The 17,593-nt window shown below is 63.5% G+C and carries 20 protein-coding genes, 1 tRNA gene and 1 pseudogene; 14 read left to right on the forward strand and 8 right to left on the reverse strand.

What is annotated here, in order from left to right; translation table 11 throughout:
* Positions 1-316 (reverse strand): DUF892 family protein (locus tag MKK63_RS04040; protein WP_243998927.1); only part of this gene is annotated, 316 nt, incomplete at its 3' end.
* 329 nt (positions 317-645) lie between these two features.
* Between MKK63_RS04040 and MKK63_RS04045 the strand changes: the two genes are divergently transcribed.
* A tRNA-Cys gene (locus tag MKK63_RS04045) sits at positions 646-721 on the forward strand.
* A gap of 148 nt (positions 722-869) precedes the next feature.
* Entirely contained in the window at positions 870-1,127 is a 258-nt protein-coding gene (locus MKK63_RS04050; RefSeq protein ID WP_243998929.1) for a hypothetical protein, read from the forward strand.
* 1 nt (position 1,128) lies between these two features.
* Here MKK63_RS04050 and MKK63_RS04055 read toward each other — a convergent pair whose 3' ends face one another.
* Positions 1,129-1,626: a hypothetical protein gene (locus tag MKK63_RS04055; RefSeq protein ID WP_243998931.1), complete on the reverse strand. Its 498-nt coding sequence runs from the start codon at positions 1,624-1,626 to the stop codon at positions 1,129-1,131.
* Between the two features lie 106 nt (positions 1,627-1,732).
* Positions 1,733-2,506 (reverse strand): IS5 family transposase, encoded by a 774-nt coding sequence (locus MKK63_RS04060; protein ID WP_313901748.1) that lies wholly within the window; start codon positions 2,504-2,506, stop codon positions 1,733-1,735.
* 141 nt (positions 2,507-2,647) lie between these two features.
* Here MKK63_RS04060 and MKK63_RS04065 point away from each other — a divergent pair, with 141 nt between their 5' ends.
* From MKK63_RS04065 to MKK63_RS04085, 5 genes are all read left to right on the forward strand, one after another.
* On the forward strand, positions 2,648-2,830 hold the full coding sequence (locus tag MKK63_RS04065; RefSeq protein WP_243998933.1) for a hypothetical protein: 183 nt from the start codon (positions 2,648-2,650) through the stop codon (positions 2,828-2,830).
* An 88-nt stretch (positions 2,831-2,918) separates the two neighbouring features.
* Positions 2,919-3,218, forward strand: coding sequence for a hypothetical protein (locus MKK63_RS04070; protein ID WP_243998935.1), 300 nt, complete (start codon positions 2,919-2,921; stop codon positions 3,216-3,218).
* A gap of 149 nt (positions 3,219-3,367) precedes the next feature.
* Complete coding sequence (locus tag MKK63_RS04075; RefSeq protein ID WP_243998937.1) at positions 3,368-3,661, forward strand: hypothetical protein; 294 nt, start codon at positions 3,368-3,370, stop codon at positions 3,659-3,661.
* Positions 3,662-3,670: 9 nt separating this feature from the next.
* Positions 3,671-4,327, forward strand: a complete 657-nt coding sequence (gene wrbA, locus MKK63_RS04080; protein WP_243998939.1) for an NAD(P)H:quinone oxidoreductase — start codon at positions 3,671-3,673, stop codon at positions 4,325-4,327.
* Between the two features lie 212 nt (positions 4,328-4,539).
* Positions 4,540-4,749: a hypothetical protein gene (locus MKK63_RS04085; RefSeq protein WP_243998941.1), complete on the forward strand. Its 210-nt coding sequence runs from the start codon at positions 4,540-4,542 to the stop codon at positions 4,747-4,749.
* Between the two features lie 2,583 nt (positions 4,750-7,332).
* On the opposite strand, the gene MKK63_RS04090 is transcribed toward MKK63_RS04085, so the two are convergent.
* The 4 genes from MKK63_RS04090 to MKK63_RS04105 all read right to left on the reverse strand — a co-directional run bounded on the left by MKK63_RS04090 (position 7,333) and on the right by MKK63_RS04105 (position 9,399).
* Entirely contained in the window at positions 7,333-7,545 is a 213-nt protein-coding gene (locus tag MKK63_RS04090; protein ID WP_243998943.1) for a hypothetical protein, read from the reverse strand.
* 101 nt (positions 7,546-7,646) lie between these two features.
* Positions 7,647-7,949 (reverse strand): hypothetical protein, encoded by a 303-nt coding sequence (locus tag MKK63_RS04095; RefSeq protein ID WP_243998945.1) that lies wholly within the window; start codon positions 7,947-7,949, stop codon positions 7,647-7,649.
* A gap of 917 nt (positions 7,950-8,866) precedes the next feature.
* Positions 8,867-9,100 (reverse strand): hypothetical protein, encoded by a 234-nt coding sequence (locus MKK63_RS04100; protein WP_243998947.1) that lies wholly within the window; start codon positions 9,098-9,100, stop codon positions 8,867-8,869.
* Between the two features lie 119 nt (positions 9,101-9,219).
* Complete coding sequence (locus tag MKK63_RS04105; protein WP_243998949.1) at positions 9,220-9,399, reverse strand: hypothetical protein; 180 nt, start codon at positions 9,397-9,399, stop codon at positions 9,220-9,222.
* A gap of 170 nt (positions 9,400-9,569) precedes the next feature.
* Here MKK63_RS04105 and MKK63_RS04110 point away from each other — a divergent pair, with 170 nt between their 5' ends.
* Both MKK63_RS04110 and MKK63_RS04115 read left to right on the forward strand, forming a co-directional pair.
* Complete coding sequence (locus tag MKK63_RS04110; protein ID WP_243998951.1) at positions 9,570-9,791, forward strand: hypothetical protein; 222 nt, start codon at positions 9,570-9,572, stop codon at positions 9,789-9,791.
* A 14-nt stretch (positions 9,792-9,805) separates the two neighbouring features.
* Positions 9,806-10,303 carry a CinA family protein gene (locus tag MKK63_RS04115; RefSeq protein WP_243998953.1) on the forward strand — a complete coding sequence of 166 codons (498 nt, stop codon included), beginning with the start codon at positions 9,806-9,808 and terminating at the stop codon, positions 10,301-10,303.
* An 814-nt stretch (positions 10,304-11,117) separates the two neighbouring features.
* On the opposite strand, the gene MKK63_RS04120 is transcribed toward MKK63_RS04115, so the two are convergent.
* A complete protein-coding gene (locus MKK63_RS04120) occupies positions 11,118-11,864 on the reverse strand; it encodes a transporter substrate-binding domain-containing protein (RefSeq protein WP_243998955.1) in 747 nt (248 codons plus the stop codon).
* A 349-nt stretch (positions 11,865-12,213) separates the two neighbouring features.
* On the opposite strand from MKK63_RS04120, the gene MKK63_RS04125 reads away from it, so the two are divergent.
* The 5 genes and pseudogenes from MKK63_RS04125 to MKK63_RS04145 form a co-directional block, all read left to right on the forward strand.
* Entirely contained in the window at positions 12,214-13,545 is a 1,332-nt protein-coding gene (locus MKK63_RS04125; RefSeq protein WP_243998957.1) for a tyrosine-type recombinase/integrase, read from the forward strand.
* Positions 13,546-13,772: 227 nt separating this feature from the next.
* Positions 13,773-14,045 (forward strand): hypothetical protein, encoded by a 273-nt coding sequence (locus MKK63_RS04130; protein WP_243998959.1) that lies wholly within the window; start codon positions 13,773-13,775, stop codon positions 14,043-14,045.
* 169 nt (positions 14,046-14,214) lie between these two features.
* Entirely contained in the window at positions 14,215-14,565 is a 351-nt protein-coding gene (locus MKK63_RS04135; protein WP_243998961.1) for a hypothetical protein, read from the forward strand.
* Positions 14,562-17,033: an AAA family ATPase gene (locus MKK63_RS31920; RefSeq protein ID WP_243998963.1), complete on the forward strand. Its 2,472-nt coding sequence runs from the start codon at positions 14,562-14,564 to the stop codon at positions 17,031-17,033. Before MKK63_RS04135 ends, MKK63_RS31920 begins: the two co-directional genes overlap by 4 nt.
* Before the next feature lie 472 nt (positions 17,034-17,505).
* Positions 17,506-17,593, forward strand: a pseudogene (locus MKK63_RS04145) (IS5/IS1182 family transposase); the annotation flags it as partial.

Here is a 17,593-nt window from a genome sequence, read left to right on the forward strand (position 1 = left end):
CGGTTTGAGCCAGGGCCGTTTTTACGAACTCCTCGCCTGGGCCCGCATGAGCGGAGCCTGCCAATGTCGGGACCGCGCCCGTAACCGCCTCCTTTAGCAGCGACTTCTTAGATCCGTGCTTCTCAAGAAGGTTATCGGGGCGGGCAGCTTGCGTGAACGAACGCTCATGGTTCGTCTCCATCTTTGAATGCAGGTCTGGGTAGGCCTTCATCCGCGGCAGTTCGTTCTGAATTGTGCCGATAGCCTGGGTCTCGACCGCATGCTGGTTACGCAATCCGTTCAAGTAGGTGTCCATCGCCTGCTTTACGTTGCTCACGCTTTAATCCTTGGGGTTGTGGATCCGATCCTACCGGTCCGAATGCCCAGGCAGGTCGCGCCAAGCCGACATTGTTCAAGCGGATGAGTTGACGCGGGCGCTCGAGGAGCCCGCTAGAACCAGAACAGGGACCGTTTAAAGTGAGGGGCGATTATTCGCTCGTTCCCTTCCGTTCCCCGAACCAGATCCCGCACCGCCCCCGTTCTCGGGAATGCACTCAAGGTCGGCGGCTACGATAGGTAGGAAAACGCTAAGGTTATCGACAACAATCTGAGGATCCTTTGTCGTTTAGCCTGGACCTGCTTCCTGCCGAGTGATTCAAAGAGGATGGCCAGGTGGGTGAGTGTCCAGCCAGGAGCCTGCAAAGCTCCGCACGTCCGGTTCGACTCCGGACCCCGGCCTCCAATGGGTGTGGGCTAGTGCTCTGACGCATTCACTTCGTTCATGCGAGTGAGCACTAGTTCTTTGGTTTTGCATCAATTTTTCCAGACTCGGCTGACGCCTCCGTCTGGATCGATGCACTAGGCTCCGATCGTTCAACCGGAGGCCGACCATGAACCCTTCCGAACCAAATCGCCTGATTTACGCCAGCCCGAACGGCGACCACTGGCACCTGCTGTTTGATCCCACGACCGGACGCAGCTTCGTCCGGCATACCGGCAACGTCGCCTCGGGCGGGCACGTGACGGATATCAGTCTCGCGGCATTCCTCGCCTCTGGCCGCAACGGACCTGAGCATCAGGAGCTCTGGCGGTTGATCGGCACGCTCAGCGGCGAGGAGCAAGCGTCGTCATCCGTCGCCACGGGGTAGGCTACCTGATCTCGTTGAGAGACGCCTGTAGATCGGCCCGACAAGCCGTCCCGAACTCAGTCAGGAAGTTGAGCTTCCCCTCGCGCGCAAGCTCACGGATTTCGTGCAGGCTCTGATTGGGTCCAAGGTAAGTGTCGATCACACGGTCAATGACAGACCCTGCTGCATCGACGGTGGCCTGCGAGGCAGTGAGCTGCATCTTTGCCAACAGAGCGTAGAGCAAGACCAAGTCGCCGACATCGTCTCGCTCATGGCTGAGCGCATCGCCGTAGAGGCGAACGGCCTCGGTGATGAACTCGTTGAACAGTTCAATGCGCCTCGCCCGTTCGGCCTCGCGAATTTTATCTTGGAACTGGCTCCGGTGCGTCATCCATGTCGTCATGAACGACGCCAGGGCACCTATGGTGGCCCCACCCAGGCCGAACATCGCCGAGATGTAAGCCGCGTCCAAATCTGCCTCCTTAGGAAGGGCGAGAATGCGAAGCCTGTACCGCAGCATCGCTCAGATCCACGATCCCCGTGCCTTACCCCTTCCGCTCTCGGAACCGGATCCCGGCACCGCCGGCGTTCTCAAAGATGAATTCTAGGCCCGCGGTTAGGTCGTGTCATCGCTTGAGCCCGTCGAGGGCTGCGGCGAGGGCAAGGACGCCCATGAAGCTGGCGGCGGTTTTCTCGTAGCGGGTTGCGATGGCACGCCATTCCTTGAGCCGCGCCCAGAGGCGCTCGACCTGATTGCGGTTGTCGTAGATCCAGTCCGGGCAGGCGACGGGGGCCTCGTGGCGCCGAGGCGGGATCGCGGGGCGCGCATCCCTGTCCCAGATGTGCTCACGGAAGGCGTGACTGGTGTAGCCGCGGTCTCCGACGACCCACTTGGGCACGCCGGGCAGCGGGTCGAGCAGCGGAACCGCATCGGGCAGTTCGTGCGCCTGCCCCGGTGCCAGCTGGAAGGCGATGGCGCGGCCCTGCCCGTCGGCGATCACGCAAGCCTTGGTGCCATAGCCGCCACGCGAGCGGCCAAGAGCCTCACGAGTGTCTCGCTCGGCCCCAGATCCCCCCTTTTGGCGGCACCAGCCGCCTTCTGGTGCGCGCGTATGGTCGTGCCGTCGAGGAACACCATCCCGCGCTGGAGCCCACGCTCGTGCACGAGGCTGAGGAGCCGTTCCCAGACGGCCAGCACGGGACCAGCGGATGAAGATCCGTGCGGCCCGCCACCAAGGACCCAGATCCTCCGGAATGGCCCGCCATTTCGCCCCGTTCTGATGCCGCCAGAGAATGGCCGAGAGCGTGCGTTGCAGGTCCTGCGGTGGCGTCCTGGCCTTCGGACGGCACGCCTCGACCGGCGGCTCCAGCTCAGACCATTGCGCGTCGCTCAGCATCATCCCTCCTGTCTTGGAGAGAGGAAAACGCAAGCCCCGCCAGTCCGTTTTTGAACGCTGCTCAATTCGACTGTCTGCGAATGCATATTAGAATGCAGCCTTTGCCGCATGCGGCGGAACAGCTGCGAGATCCAGGCCCTTGACATGGACTTGTCCGACCTTGGGTTCTCGGCCTTCCTCGCCATCGCGATCGTGGTTCTGTTCCTGCCGGTCATCGTCGTCTGGTGGAAAGGGCGCCCCATCGTCCCGATAGCCCTCCTCAGCCTCGTGTTCTGGCCTGGAGCGCTGATCCTGGCATTCCGGCTGCGTCGCGAGCGCGATTTGTAATCACAGCCATGACAAGTGCCTGAACGGTAGCTGCCAGGCTGACGTTCAGATTTGAACTGGTCGAACCGATCCGTCTGGAGGAAACGCCATGATGAAGACCCTCGCGCTTGCCGCAGTGCTATCGTTCGCGGTTGCAGACGCGGCTCTCGCGCAGACCCCAGCCGGCGGTGGCAGCGCCGAAGGCAACATGAACAACCCGGGCAGCGTGAAGAGCAACTCCGAGAAGCGGATGGAGGGTGGGAGTAGCTCGATGGGCACGGGTACGATGAGCACGGGCACGGGGCCTGGTACCAGCGGCGGTCCGCCCGTCAGCACGCCCGGCGCACCCGCCGGTAGCGGGTCGGGCAATGGTGCCACCGGAAGCGGAGCTGCCCCCAGCGGCAAGTAGGCTCGTCACGCCTCGCGGTTGCGACGCTGTCCAGGGTCTTGGCGGCGTCGCAATCAAGCCCGAGGCCATAGCGCCACAGGGCCGGACCTCTCCTATCGGCGACCCGTTGCTTATACGCGCTCGCATCATGGAGCGAACGAGGTTCAACGGTGGCAGAACAACTTTCTGGGCAAGATGGTCGGCAAGGCAAGCGCGGCCGACCGGCCCTCTACGTCCTGATCGTCAGCGTGAGTTTGATGCTGGCAGCGCTGGCTGGGCTCATGATTTGGCAGGGTGGAAGCTCCCCGCCCGATTACGCGAGCCAGAGCCAGAGCGCATCGCGCAAGCAGATCACCGGAACCGAGGACGGGAAGGGCAGCGCGACGTCGCCCTCCAACAGCACTGCTGTACCCGGCGGAAATCCATCCTATCCGCAGCCGGCAGCTCGTAGCGCCAATCCGTAGGAGGGCGCTGTGGCCAACCGGACATCTGACCCAACCCGCCTGCTGATCGTCTACTACTCACGCAGCGGTGCTGCTGAAGCGCTCGCAGTCGCTGCAGCCGAAGCTGCGCGGGGCGCTGGCGCGGAAGTGCGCGTGCGTCGACCACGAGAAGTGGCTGATGCCGCCGCCATGGCGAAGGTCGAAGGCTGGACTGAGAGTGCGGCTCGCCAGAACGACCTCTACCAGGCTCCCACCCACGAAGATGCCGAATGGGCTGACGCGATCCTGTTCGGCACGCCGAGCTACTTTGGGGCAATGGCGACGGAGTTGAAGAACTTTCTCGATCTGCTCGGCCCCCAGTGGAAGCGGGGCGCCCTGGCTGGCAAGGTTGGAGGTGCCTTCGCGACGGCGTCTTGGCCGCATGGCGGATCCGAAGTCGTCACACTGTCGCTGTACGCACCAATGGCGCACCTGGGCATGGTGATCCTGCCGACCGGCTACACCGACGAGGCGATGTTGGAGGCGGGCTCACCCTACGGCGCGTCCGCGATCGTCGGCAAAGAGAACCAGCCACCACGGCCCGAGGATTTGGACGCTGCGCGTCATCAAGGGCGGCGGATGGTGGCGATTGCAGGTGCGTTAATTGCAGCCGGCGAGATGCCATGTCGCCGACAGGGTGCCGCTTAGCAGCCGCGCCGATCGACAGGATCCGTTAACACTAGACGCCACCATGCCTGCAGCGATCGGCTCCGGCCGCGCGACGGAAGAGCCGCACCGGGGTCGTCTTGAGACGGCGGGCCTCGGTGCGGCCTCGCCGACGCAGTCGCGATGATCGGACGCGATTGCGGCCAAGCTTGAGCCCAGCTAGACGCGCTGCCTTGCGGCGACGAGGAGCCTGGATGAGCAATGACCTGGCTGCGCTTCTCCTCGCCCTGGCGACCGAGAACGCCGAATTGCGCCAGCAGCTCGCCACCGCCCAAGACATGCTGATGGAGACAGCCATCGACGCCGGTCACCTACATGCCCGCATTGAGGCAGTGCGGGACGAGCGGGATGCGTGGCGGGAGGAGGCCGAGATGCTGCGGGCACAGTCGGCGCGCAGGGCCTAAGAAGCGCCAGCCCTCGACCTCCCGCACCCCGGTATTCCGTAGCGCCCCGCAGAACTTTCCTGGGTCGAGCATCGCTCGGGCCTGCTTGAGGCGAATGGGCCGCGTGGCACAGCCAGGATCGTTGGATCTCTGGCTACTGTTATAGGTCGAGTGGCATTGAGGAGGGATGGCTGTGAGGTTCAGGAAAGGCTTAGCGGGTATCGCCCTTATCGCCGGGTTGGTTGCATCCGCTCCGGCTTGGGCTTGGACCTCACCAGGCTGCACCAATCTCCCCGAATACGAGCGGGCCCTCGGCGCCCTCCAAGGTATGACGAGCGCATGCGATATGAGCATCGAAAAGGCGACTAGGATCGTGGCCGCTGAAGGATACAGACCTGGGGGCTTATTCGGTGCGCTCCTAAGCGGTCCGACCCGGCCGGTAGCCGAAGCAGTTCCGATATCGGGCTCCTCTGAGAGCCGCGCACCCCGGCTCCACCACCGCAGCGCTCACCATGACGCCGCTCATCGCCGCAAAGTCGTCGTTCGCTGAACTGCACCCGTCTATGCAGCAGGACCGCATGCACGCCCTAGTCGAGGCCATGAGGACCAAGCGGGATGCGTGGTAGGAAGAAGCCGAGATGCTGCGGATACAGTCGATGCGCCGGGTCTGAGAGGCACTGGCCCGAGACCCCCCCCCGCAACCCGGCATTCCGCAACGTACTGTGGAACCGGCCGGAGTGGAACATGCACGGGCCGATCAACGTCAACAGCAGCGCCGGCAACACAGACGACCTGATCGGCGACCTGAAGCAGAGCCTCCGCGGCAGAGCCTACGCTATGGCGGGCAAAAGCAGGCAGGCTTGATCCACGCGGGCGCTGCGGAACGCGCGGTCAGCTCCGGTGTAAAGCCACGCGGGAGCGGTCACTATCAGGGCGCGTAGCTGGAGAACGCCATTGTCGCCGTCGACGGTTACATCCGCAATGGCGGTGCTGTTAAACCGCTCGGCAAGCGATCTGCAACTCAAGTCCACGCCTCATTTTTTGTCGGCGGTGACAGCGTCCGTCCTGGTTAGATGGTTGCCGCGTGCGGTCCATGACACTACCTGCCGTCTCTGCGAGGTAGATCATGACTGCGTCGGCAAAGTTTCTGTCTGCGGTCGCCGTCGCCTTTGTGGCTGGGGTAGCCAGCACGAGCGCGTACATGTCCCGTGGTGACGTCCAAGCAGACGCCCCGGAAGTGCAGCACGGCTCCGCGCCTTCTCTGACGGAGCGATTGCAGGCCGAAGCCCAAGGACGGTCACTGCCCTGGTCGGATCCGACCAAGGCTACTATTTCGAAACCACCCTCTCCGAAGCTTCGGTTCACCCCTGGCCCTACTGATGCATCTGCGGAGGGCTCCACCTCCGACACCAGTGGAAAAAGAGGGCCCATCCCACAAGCCTTGCCGGTGTCCACACCTATGCAGCCGATGGATGACGGTGGCAAACGTCGCCAGATCAGACTTGCGGATAGGGACAAACAAGCCCTGCCCGCGTTGGGCGTCGAAAGGATCCGGCCAGAGCCACAGGAGCCTTCTCAGCGCGCCCTTAGCGAGGAAAGAGGGAGTTCCCGCCCTCAGATCGCCAACATAGCTCGCACCGCTCCGAAGCCACATTCCGCCCCGTCCCGGAACCTGCCCTCGCTCAATGCCGTCGGCGAGGCTCGACTGACCGCCCGACGACCTCAGCCCAGTCAATTGCGCTCCCCAAGCCCTTACAGAACGGTGCGACTAGCGGGTCGCGATGGGCTTGGTGTGGACGCCCCCCCACCGGGCAGCTCGCGTGAGTTTCACGTAGAAGCATCCAACTGGCCGTCCGAAAATCAGCGGCGTGCAGGACCACGTCGGAGCGTCGCTGCTTCGGATGGTCTGATGCGCTGGCTCTCCGGACCCGACGGCCGTTTCTAAGGGTTTCCCGCATTCGCACAGGAGTCGCGTCTATGCCGAGGCCGTTCCTCCCGCTGCTGTGTGCCTGCCTCGCACTATGTTCGTCGCAGGCGCTGGCATTATCGGGGGCTGACATGCAGCGCCGCACGGCTACCATCGCCGAGCGCTACCTGGCGATCTGGTCGTCCAACGACGGCGGCGCAGTCGCAGGCGTACCGTACATGTACGGACCGACGGTGGAGTTCTACGGTCGTCCCTACACGCAGGGGCAGCTCGTCAACGAGAAGCGGGCCGCCATTCGGCAGTGGCCGCTGCGCCGGTACGCTATTCGACCCGGGACCCTGCGTGTGGTCTGCAACGTGGCCCAGTCGAAGTGTGCAGCGCGCTCAGTCATCGACTTCGAGGTAGCCAACCCAGCCAGGGGCACGCGCAAAGCGGGCTCCGCACGATTCGACCTCGGCGTTAGCTACGCGGGTCGGCAGCCCCGTATACTGTACGAGGGCGGAAGCCTAGGTCGTCGCCGCGAGGGTTGAGGTAAGGACGGCCGCCATCCTAACCCGAAGCCGGGTTGCTTGTCGGCCCAGCTCACACGCTGGTGAGATCGGACGCTCCCCCGCCCCGTGAGCAGAACGGGGTGGGTCCAATCAGGTGGCGCGCAGATGCGACAGACAGATCAAGCTTCAGCTATCGATCTGTCCGGCGGTTACTTCTACAATCTGACCGCTTTCGTCGAGCACCTGAAAGGCTGCCTCAGTGGAGCGGAGCTGGAGTTCTAACACTCGAGCGGTTCCCGCGTCCCAAGCCTCGCGCACGCTGGCAAAGGGGGCGTCCAACTGTTCGGCCGGGGGCGTCTCGCCCTGGTTCAGGAACACCATGCGGACGGTGTAGGTCATGCCTCACCTTGCCATGGTCCTGTCCCGCTTCAAAGGGCTGACGTCGTGCAGGCCCACAGGCGACAGATGGCGAAGGCGGATCGGCGCTTCGGCTCACCCGGTTAGCGCTGCACCGCCTCGATGTCGTCCTCGTAGATCGAGTCCGACTGGCAGGCGTGCCATTCCTTCTTCTGGTCGGCCTGCCCCTTGCGGCCCCAGCAGTAGCCGGCCTGGGCCAGGCGGCCGCTCAGCCGATCGTGGAGCCTGCACTGCTCATGGGTCATGGCCGGGTCCCCGGCGGCTTCACAGGCCTGCGATGCCTTCAGCTCGGCGGTTAGCAACTCGGGAACGGTCGGAAGCTGCTGCTGAGCCTGCACTCCACCGGCAGCGACGATGAGAGCGAGGGCGGCGAGAGCTGGGCGCATGGCGAGAGAATAGTTACCGGGGTAGCGGTGTCGAGAGGCAGCGATCTTGGCCCTTAAGGATCGGGTGCCGGCCATGGCTGAACTTACCCTCAGCTTAACCCCAGAAACCCTTATCCTGCCCCACGACTGCTATTCCATTGTGAGATGCCTGCCAAGCGACCACGGCCCCAGAAACATGCGACTCTTCAGCGATTCTCTTGCCGCAAAATGGAGAACGCAGCCTATTGGATGCTCTCGCGCGAATGATGTCTATGGGGACGAGTCCTTCGGCAGAAAATATACGGCCGGCTTGATGATCTGGCTCACGAGCGCGCGCGACTAGATGGTCTCCATCAGAATTTTGCGCCCAGGCAATGTAACAAGCACGTGTTGCATCAAATCCCCTTGCCGCGATCTGCTTCCAGATCAAATCGAACTGCAAGCGATTTGCGAAAACCTTAGTGATTCGTGCAAGACGGGCTCCTCCGCCTCGACAATGCCTTCCCGGCCATAGACGTTTGGCTGCAGATTGAATGCTGAGAGAAAAGCTTCGCCCCCTTGCGGATCATGTGAACTAATGCGCAACTGGTCTCGTACCGCTTGCGCAGCATTTAACGCCGCACGCTTCGGAGACCGCTCACCTCTGCTATGCATGCGGAATAATCTGCTCAAGTCAATGTGTGGTTCCGCCTCTAAAGCATCCAAAGTCGGGCGCATATCGGCGGCCGCCTCAAGCAGAATGCCGTACCCTGCTCCCCGAACGCTGCCATAGACCGGCTTGAACCAAATTGGGTCTTCAATCAGTGCTGGGAGCGGACCTCCTAAGCCACACCCCCGGCCCTTCGCCGTTCTCCTCGCTGAAGATGACGCCGGCGGGTTCGAGCCTAGTGCGATGCTGAACCCGCACGACGTCGCAGCCTCCTGGAGTGCGATTCGGATCAGAGGTCAGGAACCTCCGCGTCGAGCCAATCCGCCGCAGCCTTCAGGGTCCCGAACTTGTGCGTCTCTTGCATGAATGGGGCTGGGTAAGGCGGGCTCTCGGTGAGCGTCTCGGCCGTCCAGTCGCCCTCGTATCCATCCTTAGACACGTCGCGGACGAGGCTGCCTACGACCTTGCCGTCGAGGATGAGATCGAAACTGCCCGGGGCAAGGCGTTGAAGAGTGTAGGCCATTAGGTTTCCAGATCGTACATCGCGGCACGCGACATCAGCGCGGCAACGCCGGCCGAGGATGTCAGTTCGCCCCCTTAGGATCCTCGCGGTGCCGCACGGAGCCTTGGCCGGCGAGCCTCTTAGGTTTCGGCGTTCTCACGTGCCAACCGCATCGCTTTGAGCCGCTCGGTGCGTTCCTCGATCTCCTGGCGTTCAGCCTCAATCTCGCTCCGAATTTCGATCGACGTAGCCTCGCGGGTCTCCGCTTTCAGTTGCGCACTTGTGCGATCGGAATGGCGGGAAGCCTGGAAGTGAGACATTCACCTTCTCGTTGACCAACGCTGGCCGAGATAGGGCGCTTATCCGTGCCGTCATCATCGGTTCGCCACCAGCGCCGCATCCACGAGGCAAGATCGCAGCATGGTCATGGGTGGCAGGGATCACCACTGGCCTACACGCGTTCGCCCTTGGTCTGAGCCAGGGATCGACAATGGAAGCCAGCGACCTGAAGTGCCGTCCGCCCTTTCGGGTGCTCACCTTCCGCGACAATCAAGAGGTAATCTCCGAGGACGTCGAAACCGAGATTGCCGCTCAGACCCGCTTCGCTTCGGCAATCGACCTGTGCAAGACGCGGGACGATGCGCACAGCCACCGGGTGGAGTTGCGTGCCGGTGGTGATGTCGTCGCGACGTGGCCGACGACCGAGCAATAGGGAGGAGGCTCTTGGTGAACAGCCTGCTGCCGAAGGCCGAACGGATCGGCGCCGTTCTGACCGAGCAAGGTCAAACCATCGCGGTGGCGGAGTCCTCCTCCGGCGGCCTAATCTCGGCGGCTCTGCTGTCAGTTCCTGGCGCCAGCGCATACTTCCTCGGCGGCGCCGTGGTCTACACGGCGGCCGCGCGGTCGGCCCTCCTCGGCATCGGCGAAGCTGAGATGGCCGGTCTGCGGTCGGCCTCCGTGCCGTATGCGCTACTCCTCGCCCGAGCAGCCCGCGAGCGCCATGGCGCCACCTGGGGCATCGCGGAGACCGGCGCGGCCGGCCCAAGCGGCAATCGCTACGGTGATGCTGCCGGACACACCTGCATCGCGGTCAGCGGCCCGGTCGAGCGGGTCACAACAATCGAGACCGGCGAGGCTGACCGCGTGACGAATATGCGGTCGTTCGCCGCCGACTTGCTCGAACTGCTGGCCGAAGCGTTAGCTCAGGAGACGTCTGCGATCTAACACTGCTGCCGGTCATAGTTACGGGATGCGCAAGCCCGTCGCCTGATCGATCGCGGCCCCTTCACGGCCGCTGGAGGTCCAGCGGTACGGTGGGTCAACCCAGATCCTGCCGGCGCCCTTGGAGGATGGGGTTGCAGCCCCGACCTGGGCCTCAATTTGATCGGCCGTCTTGCTCGCGGCCGTGCCTTTACCTTTCGGCGCAATTGAGCCGGTTTGGACAGGCTCGACCGAAGCTCCTTCCACTAGCGGGGGCGTCATGGTCGAGGCAGGCAGTTTTGGCGCTTGGCCCATTACTGCCGCAGCCAGCCCAATGCCAGCCAGAACGAACGCGAGGCCATCAACGATTAGGTGGCTGACCCTGGCCATCGCCCATGCTCCAGTCTTGGAGGGCGATGGCTAGCGCCGAACCTTTAACGATCCGGCGGCCGGAAACGAAAAACTCATCTCGGCTTGCGTCGGGCGGCTTCAGCCCGTGACTCTTCACACGACCACGCGTGCATAAGGTGGCCGCCGGCCAGGACGACGACGATGAGGGTCATCGCCGAGAGGGCGACCTTCTGTGCCGATCCAGACGAACGGTCTGCGGGACGACGATGGGCGGTGCGTGGCTTGAAAGCGACGACCTTGGGATCCGACAAATGCTGGGTCAGGCTGTCCGGTAGTCTGCGCTTCGGTCGCCCCCTGGGCATGCTCACAATCCTGCGTCTGCCTCGCCTCCCGCGCCACTACCACGGGGCGTCAGCCGCGGTCAGCGCGGCCTGCCCCGCAGAACCTCCGCCGTGCCGCGCGCAGCCCGAGATTGTCAGTGGGCCGCTCAGGGCGCGACCGCATCGCCGCCGAACCCATGAACGTCGAAGATCCTCCGGACGACGCCGGTCCGCTTCGCATCATCCAGCCATGCCGTGACCGCGGCGAGGGCGCCGGAACGGCCCTTCGGAACAGCGACGGCAACGTGTGTCTGCTGGAAGCCGCCCGTGACGATCCGTGAGCCCGGGACCTGCCGCACCACCGGCCGCAGGGTATCGCGCGACAGGGCGAAAGCATCCGCCCGCCCGGCGCGCATCCGCTCCACCGCCTCGGCCACGGTCGGGACGGCGACAGGTTGCGTGTGTGTCAGCGTGCGCGCGGAGGCGCGGAACGTCGTCGTACCGTCGATCGCCAGCACGCGGACGCCCGGCCGGTCCACCTGCGTCGCGTCGGTGATCCCCGAAGCCGCGCTGGCGAGATATGTGCTCTCTAGGTTGTAGTAGCCCGGACCGAAATCGAGCGCCTGCCGCCGGGTTGCGTCGACCGGCATGAAGCTCACGTCGATGGTTGTCGACTGAAGCGCCGCAGCTGCGGCACCCGAGTTCGGGAACAGGGTGACGGCGAGCGGCAACCCGATCGTCCGCGCCAGGTCGGCAGCCAAATCCGCCGTGACGCCCTCGGGCTTCCCATCGGCGGCGCGACTGACGAAGATGAGCCCGGGGGAGGGGGCTTCGATCAGGCCGATCCGCAATGTGCCGGTCGGAGCAAGCTCGGCGTTCGTGCCGACGCCCTGGCCAAAGCTGACGGGCGTCATGATGCCGATCACCGTTGCCGCGGATAGGGAGGTGCGAAGGGGCGTCAGGACAAGCGCCAGAGAGCCGCCATGGTGCCACCCCGGTGACACCAGCTGCCGAGCCACAACGGCGAGGCCCCACCAAGTCATTGAGAAAATTGGCGCACCCGACACGATTCGAACGTGTGACCTTTGCCTTCGGAGGGCAGACGACTGAGATTCCTGCAGGTTGTCTGATGGCGGAACACTATACGATTTCCCCACGATCGATGTGGAACGGGGTATTCTCAAGTTACTTTCGAGTTCCTATCTAGGCTCTGAAGTTCCCGGCGGAAAGTCCCCCGGAAGTCCCCCGCGCCCAGAGCCCGCCATGACCGACCCGTCTCCTGAGGCCGTCGAGACCGCACTGGCCAGGACCAAGCGCAAAAGCGTCAAGCTCACTAAGCGCGTGGTGGATGCGCTGCCCACAACCCGTGATGACATGTTCTTCGATGCCGAGCTGAAGGGCTTCGGCGTGCGGGTGAAGCCATCGGGCTCGAAGACTTTCCTCGTGAAGTACGCCGTCGCCGGCCAGACGCGGCGGGTATCGATCGGTTCCTATGGCGCCGTAACCGCCGAAGAGGCGCGCATCCGGGCCAGAGACATCCTAGGTCGCATCGCAAGGGGTGAAGACCCGGCATCAGATAAGCGAAGCGAGCGCGAGGCTCCCACCGTCGCCGAGCTGTGCCGGCAATACCTTGCGGCGTGTGAGAAGGGGGAGCCGCTTGGCAAAGGCGGACGCCCCAAGAAGACCGGGGCTCTGTATGTCGATCGCGGCCGGATCGAGCGGCACATCCTGCCTTTGCTCGGCGACAGGAAGGTCCGAGATGTGACGACGCCCGACCTTAACCGGTTCGTGCGTGACGTGACTGCTGGCAAGACGGCTACCGACGTTAAGACCGGCTTGCGGGGGAGGGCGATTGTCGAGGGAGGGAAGGGGACCGCGGCCCGCACAATGGGCCTCCTAGGCGGCATCCTGTCCTTTGCCGTGGCAGAGGGCATAATCGCGGCGAATCCGGCGCGCGGGGTGCGCCGGCCTGCCTACGAACCCCGCCAAGTCCGCCTGTCGGCATCGGCCTACGCCGCACTCGGGAATGCACTCGCGCAGGCGGACCAACTGCCCTGGCAAGCTGTAGCCGCAATCAAGCTCATTGCGCTCACCGGTCTGCGACGCTCCGAATGCACGGACCTGCGGTGGGAGTGGGTGGACCTCGACGGGCGGTGCCTGCGGCTGGCCGACAGCAAGACGGGCGCGAGCGTGCGACCGCTCGGGGCGTCCGCGGCGGCGCTTCTCGAAGGGCTGCCACGTCTCGCTGGCTCGCCATTTGTCTTTCCAGGCCAGCGAGGGGAGGGGCCTTATGGTGGCCTGCCGAAGGCTTGGGATCGCGTCACATCGCTTGCGGGCGGCGCGCTCGACGGTGTGACACCCCACGGACTGCGGCATGGTTTTGCGGCCGTTGCGGACGATCTAGGCTGCACGCTGCCGACCATCAGCGGGCTTCTCGGGCACAGCGCGGGCTCTGTGACGGCGCGCTACGTCTCGAAGGTGGACAGCGCACTTGTCGGCGCGGCCGACCTAGTGTCGGGGCGCGTCGCAGCCATGCTTTGCCAAAGCGCGGGCGAGGTTCAAGAGGCGACCGTACGGATACACGCCCTGACTTGATCTATTCGGGATCAAATCCGCATAGAGATCAGGGCATTTTAATTCCGTGGAACAAATCAGCGTAAGCCGACCGCACCATTCGGACGGCAGCCTTCACTCAAGATTTATGCGATTTGCAGCAGAAAATTTTCGGCCATCAGACACTCGAACAGCCCGAAAACGTTCAATGAATATTCATAGTTTACTTGTTGCTTTCTTAATGTTATTATAATGTTCTGGAGGCCGTTATGATTTCTGATTTTATGAACGAGGAACAGGCCCGCGACTATATCAAGAGTCGTGTAGGTCACCCAATGAGCCGATCACATCTCAGAAAATTGCGCTGCGTTGGTGGCGGCCCTGAGTTCGAGAAGTGGGGCCGCTTCGTTACATACCCTCGCGAAGCCTTGGATGCCTGGATTGAGGGGCGCTTTTCGGGCCGTAGACGCAGCACATCCGATAAAGGTGCCCAGAAGGACGCAAGCTTTCAAGTTGAACCGTCCGACTCACAAGCAGCCTGACTTACTGCAATAATTCCCCGGAACTATTTTAGCACCACAGCTCCACCGAGCGAATCCATCATCCACACCAAGGACCAAAACGCGAAAAGCCCGCGCGGCCTAGACCACCACGCGGGCTTAGTCGAAAACAACGCGTCTGCTAGGACGCGCTCAGATCTTGGAATGTGTGATGAAGACGTACAGCAGAAGTGCGCCCGGCGCAAGCGATGGCAGCGATACTATCGATTTGATCGTCTGGTATCACTACAGAGTGTTTGTGAGGCAGCTATTAATCGACAGGCCACGGTTCATCATTGCCCTCGCCCAAGAAGTTGTTAAGGGCACGCAATTAGATACCCCCGAAACACAAAGCCTACTTCGGCGGATAGGTCCGTCACCGCAATCCAGCGACGTTCAAGAGGCAAAGAAATATTATGAGATCGCCTCTGAGAACTATCAGAGGATAAATGGCTATATGCCGTCCCGCTCCGATGTAGCCGCGGACCTGATACGCGTACTGCATGAGGGAGGCGTGCAGTGAACGCCCACTCCGCTCCCCCTCAGAGCGCCAAACCGATTTGTCTGCACAATCGGAAGCAGGCACAAGCCTTCCTCAATCTGATCGGGCCCGGCGAGCCGTTCCTGTTCGCCCTGAAACCTGATCCACAGGGCACAGACTGGCCTCGCGGCTGTCCCGCGCATGTCTATGGATCACTCGATGATGCATGGCCACTGATAGAGCGGTTCAACACCGAACAGCATCGCGTCGGTGTGTTCGTGGTCGTCAACCGTCATGCTCTCGAACGCGACGAGAAGGGCAGGCCGCGCCGGAGCGGCGAGCTTGTGACAGGCGTCCGCAGCGTGTTCATCGACGCGGACGGCCCTGATGAGGTCTCGCGGGTCGAGGCTGCCTTGCAGAACGGACCGCTGCCCAACGCAAAAATCACTACGGCACGGGGCGCGCATTTCTATTGGTTAGTGGACAGTCTCGCGCCAGAACGCTTCCGATCGGTCCAGAGCGCGCTTGCCGCTCAGTTTGGGACCGACACGGCGGTATGCGACCGCGCGCGCATCATGCGACTGCCGGGAACGCGACATGTCAAAAGCACCCCTCGCCCGGTTACGTTCCGTGTCGTTCACCGAAATAGGATCGGTGCGGATGCCCTAGCGGCCGGCTTGGGTTTGGCCCTCGACGCGCCGCGCGCGGAACGTCCGCGCACCCACGCCTCAGATCCTCTGCCCGAGAATTTTGCCCCCCCACGGGCGCCGCTCATTAGCAAGCAGATCGGCCAGAGCGACTTGGCAGCAGGCATCGTAGAGAACCAGATCGCGGACATGCGCGGCGCCGCCCTGGCGCTCACCCGTGCCGGCAAGCTCAACGAGCGCGACGCGTGGCGCGATCTAGTGTTGTTCCCGTTCACGGCTTTTGCCCACGAGAACCCCAACCACGCGACCGCGATCAAGGACGCCTTCGATGAAGTGTCGGTGGCAAGCGCCGCAGCGGGAGCGAACGTCAACGGGAACGATACGCAGTGGGATGCGCAGATGTCCGCCGAGCCCCGCACGAACGGGCGCACCATTGCCTCGACGTTCGCGGCGGCAGGCGAGGTCAACGCCATGCAGTGGGCGAGCACGGCGGCCCTGCCGCTATCATCCGCCGCCCCGCCTACTCCGGCAGTCCAGGGTTTAATTCCACGGAATCACAATGCGAATGTGCCGGCTGTGCCCCCTCAGGCTTCAGCGCCACCGACGCCGGCTCAACTTCCAAACGCCTTCTCGTTCGGCGCCACAACCTCGCCCGCACCTAGGCCACGCCCGCTCGATCTCACAGCCGCGCCACCGCACAGGCGTTGGATTCTGGGATATCGGCTGCTGCGCGGCGAGATCAGCATCCTGGCCGCTCCCGGCGGTCGGGGCAAATCAGCGGTCGCGGTGGCGTGGGCGTGTTCGCTGTCCGTTGGTCGGAAGCTAGTAGGCGAGTACGTCCACGGCGCGGCCAAGCGCGTCCTCTACATTTCGACGGAGGACAGCACCGAGGAGTTGAACCGGCGCTTCTATGCCGCCGCGCAGGCCCACGGGCTCACGCCGGCTGATCTTGCTGGCATCCAAGTGATGGGCGTGGACATCGCTCGGCTAAACCTCACCACAGCCAGCGACCGCGGCGTGCCGATCATCAGTCCGGCTGGGCTGCAAACGTTCACGGAACAGCTCGCCGCCTTCCAAGCTGATGTGGTGGTTCTCGATCCGCTCGGCCCTCTGATTCCGGTGGGTCTGAATGATAACGGCTTGGTGGCGAGCCTGATGGCGCAGTTGAAGGCGCTGGCCGTGCAGCATGACTTTGCTCTGCTCATCCTGCACCACTTCAAGAAAGGCTCGGATGGGACGGCCGAAGCCGTTGGCGGCGCGAGCGCCATCGTCAACTTCGCTCGCGCGGCCTCCTCGATCGAGACGATGAGTGAGCGCGAGGCCTCAGCCTTCGGCATCCTACCATCGGAACGGTGGCGGCACCTGCGGGTGACGGATCTGAAGGTAAATCTTGCCCCGCCGGCCGACGCCGCGGACTGGCTCACGCTCAGCAGCGTGACGCTCCCAAACGCTGCACCGCCCGATTACCCCCTCGGCGAGAGCGTCCAGGCCGTGGTGCCTTTCGTACCGCCGCCAGTTGGAGCGGCAACCAACACGATCGATGCGACACAGCGCGTAGCAATCGAGGCCGAGTTCACCCGCCGGGTGCGCGAGGCACAAACGGCGGGACGAGCATTCTACTGCACTCGCCAGGGGGCAACTGCGGCCGGGATGCCGGTAAGTAGCGACGTGCTGGCGGAAGTGCTGTGCAGCGTGACCGGCCGGGCTCTGATGGATTGTAAGAGGCTGGCAGAACCGATCCTAACCGACCTGATGGCACGGGGCGTCGTCGCGGAGGCACAGATTGCAACCGCTAACCGCCACAAGCGGCGCGGTCTGGTCGCAGGCCCCGACGCCCCCCAATCGCAATTAGCTGGTAGCTAGCCTGTCTCGTCTGCCAGACAGCGAGAGGGCAAGGACAGTAGCTACCGGCGCCTCATCACGGATGTAATCCGCCGCGTCAGTTCCGCGCCCAGGAAGATGCGTGTCTGCCGGATGATCGAGGAGGCACTCACACAAGCGGTTCAGTTGGGCGGGTTGTTGGCCCGTCGACCCGCACGCTATGAGGATTGCCGGCCGCTACTTTGAGCAACGGGGACAAGCGTCGGCCTAGTCGGAGCGGCAGCAAGAGGTTGAGTCGAAGCGACGGCCGCCGGCTGAGCTGCTGGCTGCGGGGTAGGCTTTGGCCTGTAATCGCGCTTGTCAATGCAAGCGTCGTAGGTCGGGCGGTCAAGCTGAACCCAGTCAGTCCTGTCGATGCCACGCACGCGTGCGACAGGACTATAAGGGTATGCAGAGGCCAGCTTAGAGCGCCTAACAGAACGGGCACGGATCGTTTGGGCAGGCGTTGGTGGGTATGGCACGCCCGCTTCTGCCCGACGATCTCTGGGACGCGATTTCCCCGCTCCTGCCGCCGCCCCGGCCCCGTCCGAAGGGCGGACGCC

It is taken from the genome of Methylobacterium sp. J-088, assembly GCF_022829295.1.
Lineage (GTDB): Bacteria > Pseudomonadota > Alphaproteobacteria > Rhizobiales > Beijerinckiaceae > Methylobacterium.